The organism is Parasphingorhabdus sp., from assembly GCF_039982395.1.
In the GTDB taxonomy this organism is placed as follows: Bacteria; Pseudomonadota; Alphaproteobacteria; order Sphingomonadales; family Sphingomonadaceae; genus Parasphingorhabdus.
In genome coordinates this window covers 301,632-323,139 of record NZ_JBDWYO010000001.1, presented here as the reverse complement: position 1 = coordinate 323,139, position 21,508 = coordinate 301,632, and the positions used below count along the sequence as shown (strand labels likewise).

Genomic DNA, 21,508 nt, shown 5'->3' with positions numbered 1-21,508 from the left:
TTCGTCGATCTATGATCGCAAACAGGGGGTGATGATGAAATTCGATCTGAAAAAATGGTGGACGCTCGATGAAGCGATGGAAACGCAATCTGCGGATAATCCTTTTGCGCCGGTAACCCCTGATCAGCGGCAAGATACGATGCCTATGCTGGCTTTGGCCTTTGGCTGGGGCTTTCTGATCACCGGCTTGATTGCCGGCGGCCAGATCGGGTCTGGCCTTTCCTTTTGGCCTGATTTCATTCTTGCGACATTTGTCGGCAACTTGATCAATTTCGTGATTGGCGCGCTGGTCGCGTATATCGCCTATAAAACGGCCTGCAACTCGGGCCTGCTCTATCAGTTTGTTTACGGGCGCGGAGGAGTCTATCTGCCTGTGGTGTTTGTGGCGATGCTGCTGACCGGGTGGCAAGCGATTATCGTGGGTGCATTCGGTTTCACCTTTGCCCAGAGCTTCGATAGCCCTTTGTTTTATGCTGTCGCCATTTTTGGCGGCCTGCTGTTTACCGCAACTGCCTATTTCGGAGTTAAAGGGATAGAGAAAGTCAGTGTTCCTTCGGTGGTCGTGCTTGTGCTGGTCGGACTATATGCGATCTATCTCAATGTCGGGAATGCGGGCGGTGCGTCTGCCTTTCTTGCCCTGTCTCAAGAAACCGCCGCCAAGACTCCCATGTCTTTTCCAGCAGCGGTCAATCTGGTTGTCGGGTCCTGGGTTGTCGGAGCTGTGGTGATGGCTGAATATGCGCGCTTCGCCAAAAAGGCTTGGGTCGCGATTGCCATTCCATTCATCGTTATGATTGTCGCTCAATGGTTTCTGCAGATCGTTGGTGCGATGGGTTCTGTCGTTTCCGGTTCTCCCGATTTTACGACCTATCTGCTCAATCAGGGCATGATCGTTGCCGGTCTCGGCATATTGGGCATGAGCCTGGCTTTGTGGACGACCGGCAATGCCAATCTCTATCTGCCTGCTATCCAGACGGCTGCGGTGATGCGGCGGCCCAAGCGGGTGATGGTTGTGATCTGGGGCTTGCTGGGCACAGTCCTAGGTTTGGGCCTGTATCAATATTTTCTCGACTGGATCAATCTGCTCGCAGCACTGGTACCGCCGCTGGTGGGACCGTTGATCGTCGACTATTATCTGGTTCACAAAGGCAAATATGATGCCGAGGATTTACCGAAATTGCACAAATGGAATTGGGTTGCGATAGCATCCTATCTGGCAGGCGCTTTTTTCGCATATGCTCATTTGAAGGAACTTCTCACCTTGCCTGAAGCGCTCATCCCGTCTCTGTTCGGGTTGCTGGTGTCTATGGGTTGCTACGCTGCGATTTGCGGCATTTCTGCGCTGTTGGGCAAGAAAGTTGGATATTCTAGCGTCTAATATTTGCGCGCAGATTGTTTTTCTATCGCATATGTTTTTGTAAAAAAGCGGCGATGGTCGATGCTTTCTGACCTGGCTCGGGAGCGATGCTAGCAGCTTGACCATGCGGGAGTAGCTTTAGAGCGGTTTCGACGGCCGCGTTCAATTTGGCCAGCTCCCCTTCTGGTTTCAGCAACAGTGTGGGGGCGTCCAGTTGCGGCATCCTATCGAATGCGCGATAGTTGAAAGCCGCCAGATAGGGCTTCGAATAGCTATCCAGTGATTTGAGCACATCAAGCGTAATGCGGTGCAGAATTTCCGGCGGTGGCATGGGGACGGACAACCGGTTTTGCGGGGCCTTTTGAAAATGGGGGAAATAGAGTGCTTGATCCCGGCAGAAGTTAAACGCCCAGATCAAATGGCGGCCATATTCGTCCGGCTCTACCTTCGGCGCGTAATTGGCGAGAATCTGTTCCCGCAAATCATCTTCATATTCCGTAATCCCGTCAAGAGTGACGGTGCTTGTCTTTTCGGGGAAAACTATGCCAAATTCGCAGGCTATGCGGGCACCGGTATGGGTCCCATATAAATGGGCTTTCTCAATACCAAGTTCCGTCATCATCCGATTTAGGGAGTCTGCGAAATAGGCGATGTCCGGTTCTTCTTCTGACGGCACATCAGAGTCTCCGTTGCCCAGAGTATCCGGAGCCAAAATCGAGCCGCGAAAACCGGCGGCAGCCAATTCCTGCATCATCGTCTGCATGAACCATGATGATGCGGGTGAGGCATGGAGCAAAATTATTGGGATGGTGTTTTCATCCCCTTCGAGCTTGCGCAAATGCATCTGGCCTTCATCAAGACTGACGAACGCACGATTGATTTTTTGGTCTGTCATGGCAGCACGCTAGGGTGTTCGACGGACCGTAATCAATCTACGCAAATCCTATCCAACAGGCGGATAGCGGCGAGACAAACTGCGCGCAGCTGCCTGTGGGTGCGAGGTTAGCGCATGCTTATTTCAGCACCCACTGATGATGCGACTTTGCTTCGCGCGCTTGAAAGCCGTGGTCCAATGAATTGGGAGCGGGCTTTGGCGGTGATGGACAGGCACGGATTGGACGGACTGATCGTCGGTGCTCCGGAAAATGTCTTCCACGCCACCGGCCATTGGCCACAGATAGCGCGCACGCGGACAGGACAACCGCCCGGTACTTTTGCTTTGATTACGCGCAGAGACATTGAGGAACTTGGCCTCGTTACAAGCAGTTTCCTGTATTTCTATACATGGTCCGATGGACGGAACCGGGATGATGTTCAGACTTGGTTATATAATGGTCTGGGGGATGAGAGCGATTTTGGCCCCGCGCCGAGATTTGAATTTTGTCCAGATCAGAAAGCGGAGCCGCTAAGTTCTCTTGAGAGCCATCGACGCGCTGCGCTGGACGAGCGATTGGCGCAACGTCAAAGCTTCATGGATAGCGGCGCGGCGCTCGTTCAGGCGATGCAGGACATGGGTTTGTGGCAAGGGCGTATCGGCTTTGATGATCCGGTCATTCAAGAGGTCGCCGAGCGGCATGATATGCCGGGCGATTTGATATTGGCGGACAATATTCTCCGAGAAATCCGGTTGATAAAATCTCCTCTTGAAATTGCCCTGATGCGCCGGGCGGCGCAAGCCAATGTGCTTGCTTTGAATGCCGTTGGCGCGGCAGTCCGAGCCGGCGCCACGCACAGGGATTTGCAGAGTCTGTATCTTGCTGAGACCGCATCCCGGGGCAATAAGGCGGTATTCTTAAACGTCGACCGCGTCTCCTCGGATCTGTCGCAGGAGGCCATAAAAGACGGGCAGTCCCTTTTTCTCGATGGGGTGAGCCACTTCATGAACTATCATGGCGACTATGCCCGCACTATTTTCGTGGGAGAACCCGCCGCAGCCGCGCGCCAGGCCGCAGAGGCGGCGGCATTTGGTTGGTCAGCGATCCGTGAAAAATTGCGTCCGGGCCTCCGCTATTCGGAAATTGTCACCATGGGTCAAAAAGCGGTGACGCAAAAGGGCTTTGGTGCAACCATCGGGTTCAGTCCGCACAGCGTCGGACTTGCCCATACCGATGAACCGGGAGAACTGGCCGGCGGTTTTTACCACAAACCGGATCTGACTTTGGAGCCGGGCATGATCATAAGCGTCGATTGCCCGGTCCTCGATACCGGCATCGGGGGTTCCGCCCATTGCGAAGATCTGATGGTGATCACGGCCGACGGTGCCGAACCCATTCATTCCTTACACGAACCGGTGATTGTTATATGAACAGACATTTTATTTTATCCGCAACAATCTCGCAGCCGGGGCTTAATGATCCTGCGTGGGCGAGCAGTGCGCTGGCCGCAGCCGAACGCGCTGGTATTGATTTGGTCGTTCTCGGGGCTCCCAATTCTTTGCCTTTTGATCCGATTGTGGTGGCTGCATGGGCCGCGCCAATGACAGAAAAAATCGGACTTGTTCCATGCGTCTCTACTGCTGTTTCGCATCCTTTTCACGCAGCGCGTTCGCTATCGGCAATCGACTTTCTGTCATCTGGTCGTTCCGCCTGGAACCCGGTTGCAGGGTCGGCGCATAGCAAGGCGGTAACCGAGGATATGGTTTTGGCAGCGCGAAGCCTTTGGGATGGTTGGGCGAGTGATGCGTTGATCATCGACAAGGAAACCGGCCGCTATCTTGATGCGTCCAAAGTCCGTTTGAGCAATTACGAGGGACCGCATTTCAAGGTTCGCGGGCCTTTGAACGCTGCCCGTCCGTTGCAGGGACATCCTCTACTGGTGTGCGATGCATCTTCGCCCTTTGAAGCCGTCGGGACCGATCTGGCGATTGTCGATGCCCAGCAGGCCACGCTGCCGAACACGGGCTGTCTTCGCCGCGCGGGACTCAATCCTGATCTGACAGCGCTTGTCGCCGGTTTTGAAGCGGGTGATATCGCTGGCGTGCATTGGGAAATTGATGATCCAGGGCAGGATATCCCGAAGATTGCGGCCGTTGCAGAAGCCGTTTCTGGTTTTAGGCAAGACATGCAATCCGGGGCAACTTTGCGCGAAAGGCTCTGCCTTCCGTTGGCTGAACAGCTGGTTTCCGAAGGAGCATTCGCATGACCAAACAGATACATTTGTGGGCATTTCTGCAGGGCATCGGACATTATCCAAGCGGCTGGCGCCATGCTGACGCTACGCCCGAAGCTGTCTTCGATGTGGACTATTACAAATCCATTGGTCAGCTTGCCGAGCGCGGTTGTTTTGATTCCATTGTGTTCGGGGATCAATTGCAATCGCGCGGTGCGAACGGACACACGCCGGAACGAGTGGCCATCCCGACGCTCGATCCGATTGTGCTTCTGGCAGCGATGGGAGCGGTCACTGATCATATTGGCTTGGTCGCCACGGTGTCGACCACCTATTTCGAACCGCAAGCTGTCGCGGAACGTTTCGCAACATTGGACCGGGTGACCGGGGGACGGGCTGGCTGGAATATCGTCACAACTGCCCATCCGGCCTCGGCATGGAATTTCGGGCAGGACGAGATGCCGGAGAAGGCTTCCCGCTATGCCCGGGCTCATGAGTTTGTAAATGCGGCCTGCGAGCTTTGGGATAGCGCGGATTCGGAGGGCAATGCTGAGCCAGTTCAGTATCGTGGCAAGCATATCACGATGGACGGCACGATGCCCGGACCGGTGTTGCCGCAAGGTCGCCCGGTCTTGGTGCAGGCGGGACAATCTCCGGATGGGCGCGCTTTTGCGGCGGCGACCGCAGAAGCGATATTCTGCCCTGCTCCAACCAAGGAAGACGGCATCGCTTTCCGCAATGATATGCACGCGCGCATTGCGGCCGCGGGCCGTGACCCGGAAGCCGTCAAGATCATGCCCGGACTGTCATTCATTTTGGCGGATTCAGAAGAAGCAGCCATTGCCAAAGATGAAGCGGTGCTCGATCTGGCAGACGAGGCCTTGTGCATTGAATATTTAGGGGAGTCGATCGGCTTTTGGTTGGGCGACCACGACCCGAAGGCGCCGATCCCGTTTAATGATATCATTGCTGGCACAGAATTTCCGGCTGCAGATATTACCCGTATGCTGGAAAAGCCGGCAGCGAGCGGCATTGCACTGGGCGAATTTGCCTCGGGTCATGTACGTACCCCACGCGGGCACACTGTTTTCCGTGGCACCCCGCAGCAACTGGCTGACCGGATGATCGACTGGATCGATTCAGGCGCTTGTGACGGCTTCACGCTGCAGCCAGCCTATATGCCCGGCGAGCTTGAGATTTTTGTCGATGAGGTCGTGCCATTGTTGCAGAAGGCCGGTCGTTTGCGGCTCGAATATCCGGGGCCGACCTTGCGCGATACAATGGGAATCGCGGCATGAAACGTTTTGGTTTGTTTATTGTAATCATTCTGCTGGTTGTTGGCGGTCTGGTGCTTTCCATGCGGGCAGGCGCTTGGAATACTGACCGTGAGCAGGTGACAGAAAAATGGGCGCAGCAGCCTTCACAATTTATTTCCATCGATAATGTGCCGATTCATTATCGGGATGAAGGAGAAGGGCCGGTGGTCGTTCTCTTGCATGGCAGTATTTTGAATTTGCATGAGTGGGACGAAGTTGCAGAGCGGCTGAAAGGCCGCTTTCGTGTGGTCCGGTTCGACTGGCCCCCTTATGGCCTTTCCGGACCGGACCCTAAAGGGGTCTATACAACGGCACGCGCGGCCGATTTGATGAATGGGTTGTTGCAGAAACTGGAAATCGATAAATTTTCACTGGTATCGACGTCCAACGGGGCGAATGTAGCGCTTGAGTATAACCGGCAATATCCGGGCAACGCATCGGTCATGGCATTCTCGGTCCTGCCGCTCGAACGGCCTAGCCAGACCCGAGAGATTGACTGGCGGTTGCGGGCGATGATGCCCTTTCACAAATATCTCTTTCCGGAGTGGCACGCGCGCTCATGGTATCGATTGATCTTGGAAGACACGACACCGAACAGCTTTGAACCGACGGCAGAGATGGTCGAACAAATGTACGATATGAACAATTTGCCCGGTGCAGTGACCCGGCAGAAGGCCTATATCGATTCCAATACCAAGCTATTCCTGACAAGCGACGTTGCCGCGATTGCCGAAACGGTTAGGGTTCCGGTGCTTTTGCAATGGTGCTCTTATGACACCGTGATTTCCCAAACAGCGCAGAAATCTGTTGAACGCTTTACCAACACAACGGTTGAACTGATCGAGTATAAGGATATGGGGCATTTCCCGATGTGGGAAGACCCGGACCGCTTTACCGCTGATCTTGCGGCCTTTTTGGACCGTGAATTGGAAGCGGAATAGCGGGGTATAGGCCGAACCCCGCTACTCATAAATCAGGTGTGCCACCAGGCCTATCTAGTTCCGATATTCGGCGGCGTCTCGTGACAATCCAGCAATGGGGTCTGCTGCCATTTCAGGATCGGCTTCAGCCAGCATGGTCCGCCAGTCTTCCGGCATGTCTTCATAGCGGCTGACTTTCTCGCCGACAGAGCGCAAAGTCTGGGTCCCGGCCCCGGCAGGCATCTTCAACCACCGAGCATAGTCTGTAACATCGCCGCCATAGGCCATAGCGCTGGCGAAATGCAGGTTGGGATCCAGTGCCTCATGTTCTGGACTGCTGATCATGCTCATATCATTTAGAACACGTGTTGGTTGGCCCGGCGTTTCGGCAGTGGCGCGGCTATGGGTCTGGAACGTGACGGTGTTGCCGACGCGATAGAAGACCTCTGGAACATGTTCGAGGGTAAAGGTCGATCCGCCGATTTTCGACGGCAATTGTAGTGTGTTGTTCTGGTCATATGTGATGTGTGTCGGTCCGACAGGCGCAAAGGGCAGGTCGATCATTTCTCCGGTAATCGGATTGAGCAATTGTTCCGCGCGTTTCGCACTATCGAGTGGTGACCGAAAGCCCAGCTCATATTGGACCACCTTCATCGTGCCGTCGGGTTTCGGTTCCACCATCATGAAGGCACCGAAAACGAGTTCGCAGATCGGAATGAGGTTGGCGCCTTGCTGGGCATAGTTGCGGCCACGGAAATACCAGAAGACCGGTCCGGCGTCCGAACGGAGCCGCATTCTCCGCATCATGGCTACTCGGCTTGCCGTGTCTTGCGGGATTCCTCTTTCCCGGATCAGTCCGCCTGCTTCGGCTTGGTTCTCTGCGTTTGGCGCAGCCCGGGAGCAACTTGCCAGACTGCCCGCTATGCCGAGGGTCACTCCGCCTGCCAGCATTGTTCTGCGGCTTAGCAAGGAAAATTCATCATTCGGATCATACATAGCGGTCACCCCTTTTTGATGGTGTTGTTCTTTAGATTTTCCTTACCACTGCGCGCGATTGATCGCTTTTTAAGGCAGGATCATGCTCGCTGGTCGGACAGGCGGCGTGGTCAAAGCAAATGAGACAAGGGCCTGTTCTAGATATCATCAAAGCTCGGAAAAATGGAGAAGCAGATGCCCGCCTGGTTTATAATCAATGCCCGTGTTCACGATCCCGAAACATTCGGTAAAGTTTACTCGCCTGTGACAGCGAAGCTGGCCGAAAAAATGGGAGGCAAATATATTGTGCGCGGTCGCGGCGGACAGGTTCTGGAGGGTGACGAGGAGGATGGAGCAGGCGCTGTCGTGATCGAATGGCCGGATCGCGCCGCCGCACTAGAATTCTGGAATTCTCCTGAATATTCTGAAATCAAGAAACTGCGGGATGGATTGGCTGACGTCACAGTCACTCTGGTGGACGGTTAAGCATATTGGAGAATTTTCGATGAAAATATTGATAGCTTTGACCGCATTGCTTTTTGCAACGGCCCAGCCTCTATTGGCTTCTCCTCCAGACGGGACGGCTAGCAAAGGGCAAGAGCTGGCGCCGATGCCGGTCTGGCCAAAAGGCGTTCCGTCTATGAAGGACTGGCCCGGTCTGGCAGAGGTTCCGGTCACAGAAGAGCTGCGGGCCGAAGGAGAGCAGGCTTGGAATATTACTGTTCCTGCGCTGCAAGCTTTTCTGCCTGCCCCGGACAAGGCCAACGGAATGGCGGTGATGATCGCGCCAGGCGGCGGATTTCGTTTGCTGGCTATTCATCACGAAGGAACTCGGGTGGCCCGCTGGTTCGCAGAGCGCGGGTTTGCCGCTTTCGTTCTTAAATATCGTCTAATTCAGTCACCCCCCGGTGAAAGCAACGAGGAAATGCGCGCTCGTGTCCAGGCAACTTTGGCTCCGGGAGTCGGCGGTATTCCGGGATCGGAAGACGCCGCCGAAGCGCTGCGTATTATTCGCGCCAACGCGGCGCGCTGGAACATTGACCCGAAGAAGGTTGGTGCTGTGGGCTTCTCCGCAGGCGGCCACATCGCCGCAATGACAATGTTTGGACCGTTGGAAGAGCGTCCGAATTTTGTAGGCATGATCTATGGTATGCCTTTCGGCGAGCCTGGCCCTGCCATTCCACCCGCCAATCTCCCCTATCCCGAAGGCACGCCCAGCGAACCGTGGTTGCAGCCCCCCGCGACGCCTGCGCCAGATCGCCTGCCGCCGATGTTTTTGGCTATGGCACAGGATGATCTCGCAGTGGGCATCGGCTTCCGCGCTTTTTATGATAAGCTTTTCGCAGCCGGATACCGGCCGGAGATGCATTTATATGCCCGAGGAAAGCACGCCTTCGGGGTGGTGCAGAACGATATCACCGCTGACCGCTGGCCCCAGCAATTTCTGGCATGGGCGGAAATGACAATGGCGGACGACTGAACCAACAGCGCCTCGCAAAACGATATTAGTCGGCTGGTTCCGCAGCAGCCGATTCAATATAGTCGATCAATTGCTTACGCTTTTCGGGGTCGGCTATGCCGGAAAAAGCCATGATCGTGCCGGGCACCACTTCGAAGGGTTTGGTGATAAATTTGTCCAGTTCTTCCCTGGTCCACGTCAGGTTTGCGGCGCTCAGTGCCTTGCTATATTTAAAGCCATCAACCGAGCCCGATTTCCGGCCCACCACGCCGAGCAAATTGGGCCCGCTCTTCTTGACGCCATCGGCTTTGAGAGAATGACATGCCGCGCATTGCAAGAACAATATCTTGCCGGGTACCGCTTTGGGGGCCACCGAAGCTACTTCGGTTGTTATGTCCTCTCCGGCAGCGCTGTCTGGTTGACTGCCGCATGCGACGAGCATGAAACAAGTTGCCGTCGCGAGGACCAATTTTGAAGCTATTGCCATTGCAGTCTTTTCCTAACTTGCTTTGTCACTATCACCGGCCGTGAACGCCACGCGATTCTATGGTCAAACTATCCGTGAAGAGGAGAGCCCTTTTAGCGAAGTCTTGTCCGTATCATATAATCTTGATCAACATTTGTCCGAGCAGTGAATAGCTTTGCCAAGAATCAAACGCGGTTGTTTTGCTTAAACTATGGCTTATCCTGACGCTCGCAGCGGTTGAAATCAAGGCACGTTGATTTGGACTGGCAAAGATGATCAGAAAATCGGAGGCCTCATGAACAGCAACGGCAAAACAGGAAATTTCTCGAAACTGTCGTTGGCGATGACGCGGCGCGCGGCGCTGGTTGGATTCGGGACCATGGCGACAGCGGCTGTTGCGCATAAAAGTCGCTTCGGTCAGAGCGCGCCTATTTTGACGAAAATGACACTGACAGCGGACAATGGCCGCGAAATAGCGATTTTCGATTGGTCATCCTCTCGCTGTACTGTCGGAACCATATTCTTCTCTCATGGCGCTGGATCTTCTCCCGATAAATATACCCGCCTGATCGAACCGTGGGTGTCGCAAGGCTGGCGCGTGTTGGCGCCGCTTCATGTCGATTCCCGGGACCACCCCGAAACCGCGAAATACACCGGGCTGGCAAGCTGGACTACACGCTTGGAAGACATGCGTGCTTTGTCGGCCTATCTTGGCGGCGAGCATTATGTTGCCGCCGGTCATAGCTATGGCGGGCTGGTTGCGCTTACCTTGGGCGGCGCCAAATCCATTCCTCCCCAAGGATTCGACGACCCGTTGGATGATGACAAAGTGCAAGCAGTGCTTGCTTTCTCGCCACCTGCGCCCATCCCCGTGCTGGTAACCCGCGAAGGCTATGCAGAACTATCCGTGCCCGCGCTCATCCAGACTGGAACGCTGGATATCGTGCCCGGTATCACGGACGATAGCAAAGATGGCTGGAAAGGGCATCTGGTGCCATATGACGCGGCCGCGGCCGGCGGCCATCGATATGGACTGGTGCTGGCAGGCGTGGACCATTATTTTGGCGGCGCGATTTGCGATTATGATAAAGCCGGTCCGCCACAACTGGCACAGCTGGATGCCGCGGTCAGCTTGTCGAGCCTGTTTTTAAGGGGCCATGGTCTCGGTCAAAATGGTGCGCGCAAGAGTCTTGAGGAACGGACCACCGATCAGCTCCCCATTCGTTTGCTCAGCAAATAGTGAAAATCTACTGTTTGGCGATTTCTTCAATCGTCTCACGATAGCCGCGCGCGCTTTCTTGCTGGGCCGCTTCATTGGCCTCCTTGCGCATCAGAGAATACATGCGGGCCAATAGGTCCTGGCGTCTGGCTTCCCGTTCTTCCAGGGCTTCCTGATCCAGTTCCAGCTCTTCGATACCTGCGGCTAGATCAATACCATTGGCCTTGGCCACACGCTCTGCAGAATCCAGTCGGTCACGCACGACACACAGGTCACCGGCCAGCACCATGATCATCGACATGACTTGATCCATGCCCGGCGTGTCATAGAATTGCGGGCGCTTGCCCCGCGCATCGCGGATCACATGGGGACGGTCATCTTGCATATAATCGTCGTTCATGCGGCCATCTCCTGCGCCAGTTCTTTCTCGGCGACGAGAACCTCCCAGCCGCCTCCGGGGGCATATTCGCCAGCGGTAAATTCGCGATCGGCCACTTCCGTCGCGCTTTCTTCGCTATAGCCGTCCGATCCGCCTGCAAATTCCATGACCGCCATCGGGGCATTGTCAAATTTGATCGCCTCGGCTGCAAATCCTGCGCGTTTGGCCAGATCAACCTGATCCATTTCGCGCATCGCACCCCAAAAGGGTTCGTTATTATACCAGGTTTCATTGTCGAGGATGAACTGGGTGAAGGGGTCCATCAGGTCAAATGGCGGTAAATCCGCGTGAATCATCATGCCGCCGGGCGATAGCAGCCGATGACATTCGTTGAATATGCGCGGCATCGCCTTGCCGCTGGTTTCGTGCAGCAAAATATGGCTGACAACGAGATCAAAATGACCATCGGGGAAGCTTGTCTCCTCGGCATTCATCTGGGCGAAATTGACCTCATGACCCATGGCTGCTGCGCGGGCATGGGCGTAGCGCACCACGGGTCCACCCACATCAATGCCCCAGATTTCTGCATCCGGGAAATATTCCTTATAGGGCAGGGTCGCATGGCCAACGGTGCAGCCCATGTCCAAAATGCGAAGGGGTTTGAAGTCCGGCTTGTTGCGGCGCAGATAATTGCATACCGACCGGCCCATATCGTCGTTTTCCGGTCCCATATATCCCATGGAATAGAGATAGACGCCACGGTCATAGAGGGCGCCGGCAGTAATGTCCTGCTCCGCGACTTCGCTGGCATAGCCGCCGGGCATGCAGTGAATGTCGAGCGCGGTAATATAGCGTGGCGGAGTAAAATCTTCCGGAATATCCAGCCTGGCCTTGCTGGAAGCGGACAGCTGTTTTGCGGTTTCCAACAATTCGGGCAATTGCCGGTCTAGCGAGACGTTGACCGATTCCCACAAAATTTCCTGCGCGACCCGATTGGCGGAGGCATAATGTTGAAAATACAGGTTTTTCACCATGGCCGATCGAATATCGCGCCGATCGGCTGGTTCGCGGCCATGCTCTTTTTGAAACGCAGGCTTCACCTGTTCATTGTAAATAGGGGTTAGGCCCGGCAATAGGGACGATTGGATAAAGCCCTTGAAACTCTTGGTGAATTCTTCGCGCGCTGCTTCGTCATGCGAGGCATGGGGCAAGGCGCGATGATGAGCTTGTTGAAACGTGTTGAGCATCAGTCTGACTCCAAATGGGGTTCGTTGCCCGTAACAATGCAAGCTCACTGGCATAAGAGCAATAAGCGGATCAACTTCCTATCCGGCAGGCGAACAACAAGGGCATTTTCGTGTCGACGATAGTTGGAATCGCGAACAAGTGGTTCCATATCCAATTTAGATCGCAATTAGCTGGAGATGATAATGGACAAGTTTAACCTTAGTCGGCGAGAAAGCCTAGGCCTTGCCGCTCTAGCGACCGGTCTGGCAGCCGTTCCTGCTGTTGCCGGCGCACATAACAAAAAGTCAGGTGTCGACTTTATCACGAAGATCGATTTTAAAGACCCGAAATGGAACCGCGATGTCTATGCGCGGCTCGATGCTGATATCGATCCGACCAAGGAAAAATGTGGCTGGATCAAAGGCAAGGCCATGGGCGTGCGACCGAATGAAAAGGTACGTACCCTGTTTGGCGTAGAAGGCTTTAGCTTTGTGCGGGTGAAAAAACTGGAGGATGGCAGCTATCGCCGGATGCTCCGTGAAATCGTTTTCTACACAGATTTGGAAACTGGTGAAATCTTGACCGAATGGGACAACCCCTATTCCAACGAGACGGTTAAGGTGGTTCCGATTGCCAATGATCCTTTCAATTTCACGATCAGTGAATTTCTGCCTGAAGGCCCTTCCTATGGCGGGCTGAACAAAGACCTGCGCGAGCGCAAGCCGTTTTTGCAAGATTGGGAATATGGCCCGAACGGAACGATGATCCTGAATACCGGGATCGATCTCATGTATCCAAACGCGCTTCAACCGAGCAAGTGGGTTCGCGAATCCGCTGGTGTCATGAACCGTGTGTCGGAACATTTCATCTATGTTGTGGAACAGAAGGACGTTGAAAATCCCGAACTAACGCACATTCCCCATATCGGGTCCTGGTCGCGGGTCACGCCCTGGCTGCCGTGGATGTTGATGGGAACGGCAGAAGGGCAGATTAACTATTTCACCCATTTCCAGACGATTCCTGAAGGAGTGGCGGGACTTCCGGCACATCTTGTCAAGGCAGCCCGGGCCATGGATGAAAAATGGTTGAGCGCTCCGACCGAAGATTATGGACCGTCCCTGTCCAGCCTCGAACATTATGCGCGGGAACAGACACCCGCACCTGTGCCAGCTGGATGGGAACCGCCGAAAGCGCCAGAAGCGCCTGCCGGTTTCCCGCCGAGAAAGAGCTGATCAAAATTGGCAATAATCCCCGCCGGCATGGATAGCCGCAACGCATCGATAGCCAATCAGATCGGCTATGGAGCGGGTCAGGTTGCGGGTCAGGTATTCCGCGACCTCCCGTCGCTCCTGCTGTTGTTTTTCATGACAACAGTATTGGGCATCGCACCCGACGTGGCCGGTGTTACGATTTTCGTGCCGAAGCTGTTGTTCGGCACGATATTTGATGTGTCGGTCGGTATTTTGTCGGACCGGTTGCGGAGGAAATTTGCAAGGCGCTGGTGGTTGCTTGCAGGAGCGATGTTGTCTCCGCTGGCGATGATCTTGTTGTTCCACGTTCCGGAAGGCAGTCAGACTCTAAAATTGGCTTATGTTGCCGGCACGTTCAGCTTGTACATGGCGGTGTTCGCGAGCTTCTCAGTCCCCTATTTGGCTATGGCTGGCGATCTGACATCCAACCCGTCCCAACGGAACGTGGTCATGGCCTGGCGTCTGGTATTTACCGCGGTTGGTGTTTTGGTCGCAGGCGCGCTTGCGCCAGCGATCATCGAAATGCAGGGCGGTGGGCAGTCTGGCTATGAAGATATGGCGCTGGTTCTGGCAGCTATCTGCCCCATTTCCTTGCTGATTGCCTTCTTCTCTTCCGCTAAAACAGCAAAGGTTGCTGCGGCATCGGATCGACCGGCATTGGCTGATCGTCTCTCCTTCAAGAAGGCTTGTTCAATCTTGCTGGCACCACGATACTCAGTCTTGCTGCTGACAAATTTGTTGCAACTGACCGGAGCGGGCATGGCTTATGCCTCACTGCTCTATTTCCTGACCTATAATATGGGCCGTGCCGACGCTTTCCAGCTAATCGGCGTCGTTGTCATCATGGCTTGTTTGGGAATTGTTCTGGCGCAGCCACTCTGGGTAAGACTGGCCGATGCGATTGGAAAACGCAGGGCATATATTGCTGCAACCATTCTCTATCTGCTGACCTACGTCATATGGGGCTTTGCCGCATCCTGGGGCAGCATCGCTACCTTTGCTCTTTCCTTTGTTGCCGCTGTCGGCAATTCGGGTTGGACGATGCTCGGTTTCTCGATGATGTCGGATATTGCATCCGAGGATGAAGAACATGCTGGCCTCTATTCGGCAGCCTGGATTGCTACGGACAAAATCGCGTTTGCTCTTGGAGGCACTTTGTTGGTTGGCGTCACGCTAGCGATATTCGGCTTTGATTCTGCAAAAGCGGTCGCGGGATTGCCACAATCGGATTCCGCGATGATGGGAATCATTGTTGCCTTTGCCGCGATACCGGTAACGCTCAATATAGTCGGGGCGTTTATTTTTGGACGTTGGGGGCAGGTTGGTGACAAAGAACCAGCTGCTGCCTGAAGCGCAGAAGTCCTAAAGACCCAAAGCGCCGGGGTTCATCAATCCGAACGGATCAAGCTCCTGCTTCATTGCCTTGACCAGTTTCAGCGCCTGAGGATCGAGGCGCGTCTGATAGGGATAGGCCCTACCGATCTGGAAATGGGCCGCGCCGAAATTCTGGTAGAGCGCGATGATCGCCTCTTTCAGAACATTGGCATATTCGCGCGCTTCGGCATTTTCCTCAAAAGCAGGAATGCTCGCGATATGCTCTGCGCCGAGTGTATCATGATGATAGCTGCTGCGATTATCCGGCCAATAGAGCGCGATTTCATATAGGAAGCCGGCGGAACCTGCGGGAGAGAACATGGTCCCCAGCCAGACGCCCAAACGGTCCATTTCTGATTGGTGCTCCGCGACCAAGGCATGAAAGGCGGCGTTGAATGCAACGACAGCATCATGGTTTAATATGCCGTGGACCGGTACCCATCTTTCTCCGCCTGGGCCGAGAATATTGGTCAATGGGGCAAAGGGCATGGCCCGCACGAAAGCGGGCATGGAATTGGCAATCTCTCGTCCAACATCGGCCAGCAGAAAACGCAATCGGCGGGCTTTCGCGGCGGCGTCGGCGGGATCAAATCCTTCGACAATGAAATGGCACATATAGGCGCCAGACCGCATGGGGTCTTCGCCTGCGACGGCCATGCGCATCAACTGGGCCAGGCCCTGCAACTTGCGAGGGGCCTTGCGCATCACTTCGGCTGCAATTTTTATGCGCGCGCCGACGCCTTCTTGTCGGCCGATTTGTCCTTGCGACAGGGCCAGGTCGAGACCGAAGTGGGAATCGTCCAGCCGTTCGGCTTGCGCGATTTGCGTCGCGCGGTGGTAGGATTCAAAATCATCAAAAGCAAAACTCATCGGCTCGCAATGGTCCAGTGTCCGGATCAAGGGCAGTGTGATCGCTGTCTTCAGACCGAAAGCCCCGCAATCTCCTGTGAAAAGACCGGTGAGATCAGGACCATAGTGGCGAGTTGATTTGGCTGCACTGGTGGTAATCAATTCTCCATTGGCCAGAACCACATCCATCGAGAGGACGGACTGGGCCGACACGCCGTGGGCGCTGCTGCCGTGGCTGACCGTGTTCTGGCTCATGCTGCCGCCGACGCTCGCAGCAAAGCCGGAAAAGGGCCCCCAGAAAGGCGTCCGCAATTTTTGTGCATCCAGCGCTTCTTTCAGCTTTACCCATGTGGTGCCGGCGCCAACGGTGACGAGCAAATTGGCGGCGTCAATTTTGATGTCATCCAAGGCAGCAAGATCAAATAATATGTGACCGCCTGAGGGATAGAGATAGCCATCTGTATAGGACGCACCGCCACCCCGGGGGACCATTGCCACGCCGGCGCCTGCGCACAGGCGCACAGCCTCTTGCACTTGCTCTGCTGAATTTGGCTTTGCAATCGCAAGTGGCAGACCGCCCGATCTGTAGACATCATTGGAAAAAAAGGAGAGGGAATCGGCATCGGTCAGCACGCTTTCCGCGCCCAGCAATTTTTGCATCTGCTTCAGAAGGTCTGCTGATTTTTTGCTGCTGGTCATTTGCTCTGGCTCCGTTGGTCCAGCCTATGGATGCGGATCAAAAATGTCACTTCCTATGTTACTGCTCGATCTATCCGTTGGTCGGTCAGCAGCGTGCTTGCCCGCTGTGCGGGTGCCGGTCTAGCTATTGTTCACGCGAAAGGATCTGTCTGCAGATGATTGCGCGGGATAACGGGTTTCAAGAAACGGTCGGGATTGTGGACGACCTTGATCGCAGCGGCCACCGACTGGCGGCGGCTTTGGGTTTCGTCGAACTCTATCGCAGAGAGGTTCCCGCCGCTGCTCTGACATTGCTGGGAATCGAGCAGGATGTGTCTGGGCAGGAACTTCTCTTGTCGCACCCAACCAGTCCGCGCGGCCACATCCGTTTGCTTTCGCTGCAAGACCAGTCGCACGGCATCATGCGCGATGGGGCGCAGGCCTGGGACACAGGGGCGCTGTTCGATGTCAATGTCAGAGCGCTGGAATCCATCGACAGTCTCCACCAGGCCATGGGCCGGAACGGCTTTGTTGCCCCCGCACCGATCACCAGTTTCGATTTTGACCCGGTGTCTGTGCGCGAAGTACTGGAGCGCGATGGCGATGGACTATGCTTTGCTTTGATGGAGCGGGTAACGCCGCCATTGACCGGATTCGAAAATGTCGCCGGACCGGCATCATGGGTTTTCAATGCCACGCAGATTGTGTCAGATTTTTCTGTGGCCCGTCGCTTCTTTGTCGAGCAACTGGGATGGCAAGTGGTGCAGGAAGCCAGCTGGATGCATTCCGATGGCCACAATTGCATGGGGCTGCCGATTGGATTGGCCCGCGACATATTGGTGACCGTCGGCGTTTATCAAGCCCATGGCCTGATGGAGGGATCGGTCGAGATCATCCAATTTGATTGTGAGGGATTAGACTTCTCTGCCGACGGTCCACCCATGCGGGGATGGGCTGCGTTGCGCTTCCCGGTCTCTAGCCTTGCCGATTTTCAGTCTCGAGCCGAGCGCGGGGGTTGTGAAATCATTGGTCCGGTTCAGATGGAATGGGCACCGCACGGAAAGTGCCTCGCTGTCGCGGCCATAACGCCTTGGGGCGTGCGACTGGAAGCCTGTGAGTCTTTGGTACGTTAGACGTCCGCGTGCGCATCATCCTTGTTGAAACCCTGAAGGAACGTCATGGTTTCGCCTTCGCTGACAACATCCGCATATTTAGCATTCATATCGAACAAATTGGCTTCATGCGGCGCTTCATGTCGATCGCCGCAAGCATCGGCAACGACCGCTGTGCGAAACCCGTGCGACATCGCATCGATGCAACTTGCCCGGACACAGCCGCTGGTCGTCAGTCCGGTCAATAAAACGCTGTCGACGCCCATCGCCGTCAGAGTGGAAGCTAACGAGGTACCGAAAAAGGCGCTGGGATATTGTTTGGTAATGATCAGCTCATTATCCTGTGGATCGAGACCCTTGGCAAAGGCGCCCATGGGATTGCCCTGTACAAAATAGCGAAGAGGCGCGGCTTTTTCAAAGAAACGTCCGCCGTCAATCGTGCTGGGATGATAGGATACACCGGTCAGGATCACTGGTATTTTGGCTAATCTAGCGGCATCGCGAACCCGCAGTGCTGAGGCCAGTACATCGTCGACATCGGCATAAAGATCACAATCGGGATCGAAATAGCCCTGGCAAAAGTCGATCAGGATCAGGGCAGGCCGCTGACCAAAGCCGACTTTTGTGTCATAAGCGCGGCGATAATTTTCAAGCAGGTCTTCTTCGCTCATTGATCAATCTCTCTTTCATAGAGCCAAGGCTGTTCTTGGCGTTGCCGTGCTTCAAAGGCGGTAATCTCGTTCGCTTTCTGATTCAATATCTGCGCGGTTTCATCCCAGCCATTGATGAGCGCCAGCTTGCGTTCCGGCGGGATATCAAAATCAAAACGACTTTCATCATCCACTGCTACGGTCTGGCTTTCAAGGTCAATTGTCAAATTCAGGCCACTCAGCGCGCGGCCGAGTAACTGCCGCACTATGTGGTCGGGCAGAGTGATTGGCAATATGCCGTTGCGCAAGCAATTGGCCTGGAAAATTTCCCCGAAACTGGGCGCGATGATGCTGCGGATTCCGAAACCAAGCAAGGCCCATACCGCTTGTTCGCGACTTGAGCCCGATCCGAAATTCGCACCAGCCAAAAGGATCGGAGCTTCTCGGAATGGTTGTTGATTGAGAATAAAATCCGGGTTTTCTTGATCATCGCTCTCAAACCGCCGGTCGTGGAACGCATATCGACCAAGCCCTTCGCGCGCCGTGATCAACAAAAAGCGGGCCGGGAAAATAATGTCGGTATCGATATTGTCTTGTTCGAGCGGAGCTGCGGTGCCGAATAGAGTTTTGAAGGGTTGGGGTTTCATTCTGCTATTTTTCTAACGTCGGTGAGGTAGCCGGTGATGGCGGCTGCGGCGGCCATGGCGGGGCTCATTAAATGGGTCCGTCCGCCAGCGCCCTGACGGCCTTCAAAATTGCGGTTGGATGTGCTGGCACATCGATCCCCGGGTTCCAGTCGGTCATCGTTCATCGCGACGCACATAGAACAGCCAGGGTGGCGCCATTGAAAACCGGCCTCGGAGAAAATCCGGTCCAGCCCTTCCGCTTCTGCTTGAAGACGGGTGGCCCCCGAGCCCGGGACAACAATGGCCGTCACATCTGAGGCAACCGAACGGCCTGCGGCAACGGCGGCGGCAGCGCGTAGATCTTCAATGCGGCCATTGGTGCATGATCCGATGAAGACATGGCTTATAACTGTGCCTTCGAGAGGTGTTCCTGCTTTCAGGCCCATATAATCCAATGCTGTTTCAGCTTGTCGGCGCGCGGATGTATCGGCGATGGCGGTGGGATCGGGAATTGCTTGGGCAATAGACACCGTTTGGTCGGGACTGGTGCCCCACGTGACCTGCGGTTCTATCCTATCCAGATCCAGCTCGACTATGCTGTCATATTCAGCACTGGCATCCGTCAGGAGGCTCAGCCAGTAAGACGCGGCGCGATCCCATGACGGCCCTTGTGGGGCAAGGCGACGGCCTTTGACGAAGGCTAGTGTGGTTTCGTCCGGTGCGATCAAACCAACACGGCTGCCGGCTTCGATCGTTAGGTTGCACAGGGTCATCCGTTCGGCCATCGACATCGCCGACACGACTGGTCCGGCATATTCTACCGCATAACCGGCGGCACCATTGGTGCCAATGCGCGCGATCAAGGCCAGAGCAATGTCCTTGGCTGTCACATGTCGCGAGGCTATCCCTGACAGTTGGACGAGCATCGTAAGCGCTTTTTTCTGGCGCAGACATTGGGTGGCCATCACGGTACCGCATTCGCTGGCACCAATGCCAAAGGCCAAGGCACCAAAAGCACCATGGGTTGTCGTATGACTGTCTCCGCACACGATGGTGGTGCCGGGCAGGGTGAATCCGCTTTCCGGACCTATTACATGGACGATACCCTGATCCGCGCCTTGCAAAGCCGCATAAGGCACATGGAAGTCCGCAACATTGTCCTCCAGTTCGGCGACTTGCGCCCGGGCCAGCGGGTCTTCGATTGCATCTGTGCGGTTGCGAGTGGGTACTGCATGATCGGCAACGGCATAGTGGGTCAATGGGCGGCGAAGCTGCCGCTCGCTTGCCCGCAAAGCAGCAAAAGCCTGGGGGCTGGACACTTCATGCACCAGATGGCGGTCGATATAGATGAGCGCCTCATCGTCAGCCAGATCGCAGACGCGGTGGCTGTCCCATAATTTTTCGTAGAGTGTTTTTGCGCCCGCCACCTTCAAATCTTCCGAAACACATCTTGGATCACGGTTTTGCCGCTGCTGGTTGGTTATCGGAAACAACGCCCGCCTCGACATAGGCGGCAATCAATTGTGCAAAACGGTCTGGCGATTCCAGCGGCGGATAATGACCGACATCCGGCATGATAACGCGAGAAATCTGGGCTGACCCGAGATAGCCGGTAATCGCATCCGCAGCGCTTTCTGGTAGCAAAGCATCGGCACCACCCCAGATCAGAAAAGTGGGTGCGGTGATCTTCTTCATCTCGATTTTTGCTTGTACGCCATCGCCGATCCGCGCGACCAGAGCGATCGGATGTTTTTCCGCCGTCCGGCGGTTAAGGTCATAATATTCCTTGCGCGTCTGTGCGCTTATTCGCGCTGGATCGCCGGCAAAATAGGTCAGATATTCGTTCCAGAACTTCATGTCTGAAAAGCCTGTTTTGCGGGCCTTGGCGGTTGCGCTCAAAAAACTTTCGGGCATTACCAAATGGCTGGTGTCGACCGGATCAGATGGCGTGTTCGAGATGATCAACCGCTCCACCAGGTCGGGGCGTTTTGCGGCCAGATACATGCCCATGGTGCCGCCGCTGGATACGCCGACGAAGGTGAGCTTTTTTACGCCCAATCGTTCGACAAGTTCTTCTGCAATTTCGACCGGTTGAACATTAGCGGCCGCTTCATCGGACACCCGGCCGGAAAGGCCATATCCGGGAATATCAAACCGAATGACCCGGTAATTGGGTTTTAGGATTTCCGTGATGCGATCCCATGTCCGCGTCGAACTGACCGATCCGTGGACCATGAATAGAACCGGCCCACTGCCTTCATCCTTATAATGGATTTCTACCCCGCGAATATCGACATAGCGGCTTTGCTCGTCACCATAAAGCGCGCGCAATTCTGCAATGGTGAGGCGGGGCTGCGCTTCATCCGGAGCGGCAGGTATCGATGCCGAGGTGCTTGGCTGTCCCGATTGAGCGGCAGAGCAAGCCGGCGTAGTGGCCAATATTGCTGCTGCGGTGCAGGTCAAAGTCAGTTTGCGGGACCATCGAATAGCGGGCATTGCGGTTTTCTCCATTTTGCATCTTCGGGTTCTACAGCCGACGTATC

21 protein-coding genes are annotated in these 21,508 nt (G+C 55.2%); 11 read left to right on the top strand and 10 right to left on the bottom strand.

The window, feature by feature from the left end; genetic code table 11:
- Nucleotides 1-31: 31 nt before the first annotated feature.
- The gene (locus ABJV08_RS01605; RefSeq protein ID WP_348039121.1) at nucleotides 32-1,378 is read left to right on the top strand and encodes a cytosine permease; all 1,347 of its coding nucleotides are present in this window, start codon (nucleotides 32-34) and stop codon (nucleotides 1,376-1,378) included.
- A gap of 22 nt (nucleotides 1,379-1,400) precedes the next feature.
- Here the strand turns inward: ABJV08_RS01605 and ABJV08_RS01600 are convergent, their stop codons facing one another.
- Nucleotides 1,401-2,252: an alpha/beta fold hydrolase gene (locus tag ABJV08_RS01600; protein WP_348039122.1), complete on the bottom strand. Its 852-nt coding sequence runs from the start codon at nucleotides 2,250-2,252 to the stop codon at nucleotides 1,401-1,403.
- Between the two features lie 114 nt (nucleotides 2,253-2,366).
- Between ABJV08_RS01600 and ABJV08_RS01595 the strand changes: the two genes are divergently transcribed.
- The 4 genes from ABJV08_RS01595 to ABJV08_RS01580 are packed head-to-tail and all read left to right on the top strand — an operon-like array spanning nucleotide 2,367 to nucleotide 6,722.
- Nucleotides 2,367-3,662: a M24 family metallopeptidase gene (locus ABJV08_RS01595; RefSeq protein WP_348039123.1), complete on the top strand. Its 1,296-nt coding sequence runs from the start codon at nucleotides 2,367-2,369 to the stop codon at nucleotides 3,660-3,662.
- The gene (locus ABJV08_RS01590; protein ID WP_348039124.1) at nucleotides 3,659-4,498 is read left to right on the top strand and encodes an LLM class flavin-dependent oxidoreductase; all 840 of its coding nucleotides are present in this window, start codon (nucleotides 3,659-3,661) and stop codon (nucleotides 4,496-4,498) included. The genes ABJV08_RS01595 and ABJV08_RS01590 overlap by 4 nt, the downstream gene beginning before the upstream one ends.
- Entirely contained in the window at nucleotides 4,495-5,763 is a 1,269-nt protein-coding gene (locus ABJV08_RS01585; protein WP_348039125.1) for an NtaA/DmoA family FMN-dependent monooxygenase, read from the top strand. The genes ABJV08_RS01590 and ABJV08_RS01585 overlap by 4 nt, the downstream gene beginning before the upstream one ends.
- Nucleotides 5,760-6,722, top strand: a complete 963-nt coding sequence (locus ABJV08_RS01580) for an alpha/beta hydrolase (protein WP_348039126.1) — start codon at nucleotides 5,760-5,762, stop codon at nucleotides 6,720-6,722. The genes ABJV08_RS01585 and ABJV08_RS01580 overlap by 4 nt, the downstream gene beginning before the upstream one ends.
- Before the next feature lie 54 nt (nucleotides 6,723-6,776).
- Here ABJV08_RS01580 and ABJV08_RS01575 read toward each other — a convergent pair whose 3' ends face one another.
- A complete protein-coding gene (locus tag ABJV08_RS01575; RefSeq protein ID WP_348039127.1) occupies nucleotides 6,777-7,697 on the bottom strand; it encodes a hypothetical protein in 921 nt (306 codons plus the stop codon).
- A gap of 174 nt (nucleotides 7,698-7,871) precedes the next feature.
- On the opposite strand from ABJV08_RS01575, the gene ABJV08_RS01570 reads away from it, so the two are divergent.
- Nucleotides 7,872-8,162, top strand: coding sequence for a DUF1330 domain-containing protein (locus ABJV08_RS01570; protein WP_348039128.1), 291 nt, complete (start codon nucleotides 7,872-7,874; stop codon nucleotides 8,160-8,162).
- 19 nt (nucleotides 8,163-8,181) lie between these two features.
- A complete protein-coding gene (locus ABJV08_RS01565; RefSeq protein WP_348039129.1) occupies nucleotides 8,182-9,156 on the top strand; it encodes an alpha/beta hydrolase in 975 nt (324 codons plus the stop codon).
- 25 nt (nucleotides 9,157-9,181) lie between these two features.
- Here ABJV08_RS01565 and ABJV08_RS01560 read toward each other — a convergent pair whose 3' ends face one another.
- A complete protein-coding gene (locus ABJV08_RS01560; RefSeq protein WP_348039130.1) occupies nucleotides 9,182-9,622 on the bottom strand; it encodes a c-type cytochrome in 441 nt (146 codons plus the stop codon).
- A 274-nt stretch (nucleotides 9,623-9,896) separates the two neighbouring features.
- Between ABJV08_RS01560 and ABJV08_RS01555 the strand changes: the two genes are divergently transcribed.
- On the top strand, nucleotides 9,897-10,841 hold the full coding sequence (locus ABJV08_RS01555) for an alpha/beta hydrolase (RefSeq protein WP_348039131.1): 945 nt from the start codon (nucleotides 9,897-9,899) through the stop codon (nucleotides 10,839-10,841).
- A gap of 7 nt (nucleotides 10,842-10,848) precedes the next feature.
- Here the strand turns inward: ABJV08_RS01555 and ABJV08_RS01550 are convergent, their stop codons facing one another.
- Both ABJV08_RS01550 and ABJV08_RS01545 read right to left on the bottom strand, forming a co-directional pair.
- Entirely contained in the window at nucleotides 10,849-11,220 is a 372-nt protein-coding gene (locus ABJV08_RS01550; protein WP_348039132.1) for a hypothetical protein, read from the bottom strand.
- Nucleotides 11,217-12,446: a class I SAM-dependent methyltransferase gene (locus tag ABJV08_RS01545; protein ID WP_348039133.1), complete on the bottom strand. Its 1,230-nt coding sequence runs from the start codon at nucleotides 12,444-12,446 to the stop codon at nucleotides 11,217-11,219. The genes ABJV08_RS01550 and ABJV08_RS01545 overlap by 4 nt, the downstream gene beginning before the upstream one ends.
- A 183-nt stretch (nucleotides 12,447-12,629) precedes the next feature.
- Here ABJV08_RS01545 and ABJV08_RS01540 point away from each other — a divergent pair, with 183 nt between their 5' ends.
- Together ABJV08_RS01540 and ABJV08_RS01535 are read left to right on the top strand one after the other, a co-directional pair.
- Complete coding sequence (locus ABJV08_RS01540) at nucleotides 12,630-13,658, top strand: DUF1838 family protein (RefSeq protein ID WP_348039134.1); 1,029 nt, start codon at nucleotides 12,630-12,632, stop codon at nucleotides 13,656-13,658.
- Nucleotides 13,659-13,685: 27 nt separating this feature from the next.
- Complete coding sequence (locus ABJV08_RS01535; protein ID WP_348039135.1) at nucleotides 13,686-15,026, top strand: MFS transporter; 1,341 nt, start codon at nucleotides 13,686-13,688, stop codon at nucleotides 15,024-15,026.
- Nucleotides 15,027-15,038: 12 nt separating this feature from the next.
- Here ABJV08_RS01535 and ABJV08_RS01530 read toward each other — a convergent pair whose 3' ends face one another.
- Nucleotides 15,039-16,598 (bottom strand): FAD-binding oxidoreductase, encoded by a 1,560-nt coding sequence (locus ABJV08_RS01530; protein ID WP_348039136.1) that lies wholly within the window; start codon nucleotides 16,596-16,598, stop codon nucleotides 15,039-15,041.
- 155 nt (nucleotides 16,599-16,753) lie between these two features.
- On the opposite strand from ABJV08_RS01530, the gene ABJV08_RS01525 reads away from it, so the two are divergent.
- Nucleotides 16,754-17,710: a hypothetical protein gene (locus tag ABJV08_RS01525; protein WP_348039137.1), complete on the top strand. Its 957-nt coding sequence runs from the start codon at nucleotides 16,754-16,756 to the stop codon at nucleotides 17,708-17,710.
- Here ABJV08_RS01525 and ABJV08_RS01520 read toward each other — a convergent pair.
- Genes ABJV08_RS01520 through ABJV08_RS01505 form a run of 4 tightly spaced genes read right to left on the bottom strand, consistent with a single transcriptional unit; the run spans nucleotide 17,707 to nucleotide 21,461 of the window.
- Nucleotides 17,707-18,360, bottom strand: coding sequence for an isochorismatase family protein (locus ABJV08_RS01520; protein ID WP_348039138.1), 654 nt, complete (start codon nucleotides 18,358-18,360; stop codon nucleotides 17,707-17,709). The genes ABJV08_RS01525 and ABJV08_RS01520 overlap by 4 nt on opposite strands.
- Nucleotides 18,357-18,986 (bottom strand): 3-isopropylmalate dehydratase small subunit, encoded by a 630-nt coding sequence (gene leuD, locus ABJV08_RS01515; protein ID WP_348039139.1) that lies wholly within the window; start codon nucleotides 18,984-18,986, stop codon nucleotides 18,357-18,359. Before leuD ends, ABJV08_RS01520 begins: the two co-directional genes overlap by 4 nt.
- Complete coding sequence (gene leuC, locus ABJV08_RS01510; RefSeq protein WP_348039140.1) at nucleotides 18,983-20,392, bottom strand: 3-isopropylmalate dehydratase large subunit; 1,410 nt, start codon at nucleotides 20,390-20,392, stop codon at nucleotides 18,983-18,985. The genes leuD and leuC overlap by 4 nt, the downstream gene beginning before the upstream one ends.
- Before the next feature lie 28 nt (nucleotides 20,393-20,420).
- The gene (locus ABJV08_RS01505) at nucleotides 20,421-21,461 is read right to left on the bottom strand and encodes an alpha/beta hydrolase (RefSeq protein WP_348039141.1); all 1,041 of its coding nucleotides are present in this window, start codon (nucleotides 21,459-21,461) and stop codon (nucleotides 20,421-20,423) included.
- Nucleotides 21,462-21,508: the final 47 nt, after the last annotated feature.

Coding starts and splice junctions, on each gene's coding strand:
- ABJV08_RS01605 (WP_348039121.1), top strand. CDS start 32: ATGATGAAATTCGATCTGAAAAAATGGTGGACGCTCGATGAAGCGATG.
- ABJV08_RS01600 (WP_348039122.1), bottom strand. CDS start 2,252: ATGACAGACCAAAAAATCAATCGTGCGTTCGTCAGTCTTGATGAAGGC.
- ABJV08_RS01595 (WP_348039123.1), top strand. CDS start 2,367: ATGCTTATTTCAGCACCCACTGATGATGCGACTTTGCTTCGCGCGCTT.
- ABJV08_RS01590 (WP_348039124.1), top strand. CDS start 3,659: ATGAACAGACATTTTATTTTATCCGCAACAATCTCGCAGCCGGGGCTT.
- ABJV08_RS01585 (WP_348039125.1), top strand. CDS start 4,495: ATGACCAAACAGATACATTTGTGGGCATTTCTGCAGGGCATCGGACAT.
- ABJV08_RS01580 (WP_348039126.1), top strand. CDS start 5,760: ATGAAACGTTTTGGTTTGTTTATTGTAATCATTCTGCTGGTTGTTGGC.
- ABJV08_RS01575 (WP_348039127.1), bottom strand. CDS start 7,697: ATGTATGATCCGAATGATGAATTTTCCTTGCTAAGCCGCAGAACAATG.
- ABJV08_RS01570 (WP_348039128.1), top strand. CDS start 7,872: ATGCCCGCCTGGTTTATAATCAATGCCCGTGTTCACGATCCCGAAACA.
- ABJV08_RS01565 (WP_348039129.1), top strand. CDS start 8,182: ATGAAAATATTGATAGCTTTGACCGCATTGCTTTTTGCAACGGCCCAG.
- ABJV08_RS01560 (WP_348039130.1), bottom strand. CDS start 9,622: ATGGCAATAGCTTCAAAATTGGTCCTCGCGACGGCAACTTGTTTCATG.
- ABJV08_RS01555 (WP_348039131.1), top strand. CDS start 9,897: ATGAACAGCAACGGCAAAACAGGAAATTTCTCGAAACTGTCGTTGGCG.
- ABJV08_RS01550 (WP_348039132.1), bottom strand. CDS start 11,220: ATGAACGACGATTATATGCAAGATGACCGTCCCCATGTGATCCGCGAT.
- ABJV08_RS01545 (WP_348039133.1), bottom strand. CDS start 12,446: ATGCTCAACACGTTTCAACAAGCTCATCATCGCGCCTTGCCCCATGCC.
- ABJV08_RS01540 (WP_348039134.1), top strand. CDS start 12,630: ATGGACAAGTTTAACCTTAGTCGGCGAGAAAGCCTAGGCCTTGCCGCT.
- ABJV08_RS01535 (WP_348039135.1), top strand. CDS start 13,686: ATGGATAGCCGCAACGCATCGATAGCCAATCAGATCGGCTATGGAGCG.
- ABJV08_RS01530 (WP_348039136.1), bottom strand. CDS start 16,598: ATGACCAGCAGCAAAAAATCAGCAGACCTTCTGAAGCAGATGCAAAAA.
- ABJV08_RS01525 (WP_348039137.1), top strand. CDS start 16,754: ATGATTGCGCGGGATAACGGGTTTCAAGAAACGGTCGGGATTGTGGAC.
- ABJV08_RS01520 (WP_348039138.1), bottom strand. CDS start 18,360: ATGAGCGAAGAAGACCTGCTTGAAAATTATCGCCGCGCTTATGACACA.
- leuD (WP_348039139.1), bottom strand. CDS start 18,986: ATGAAACCCCAACCCTTCAAAACTCTATTCGGCACCGCAGCTCCGCTC.
- ABJV08_RS01505 (WP_348039141.1), bottom strand. CDS start 21,461: ATGCCCGCTATTCGATGGTCCCGCAAACTGACTTTGACCTGCACCGCA.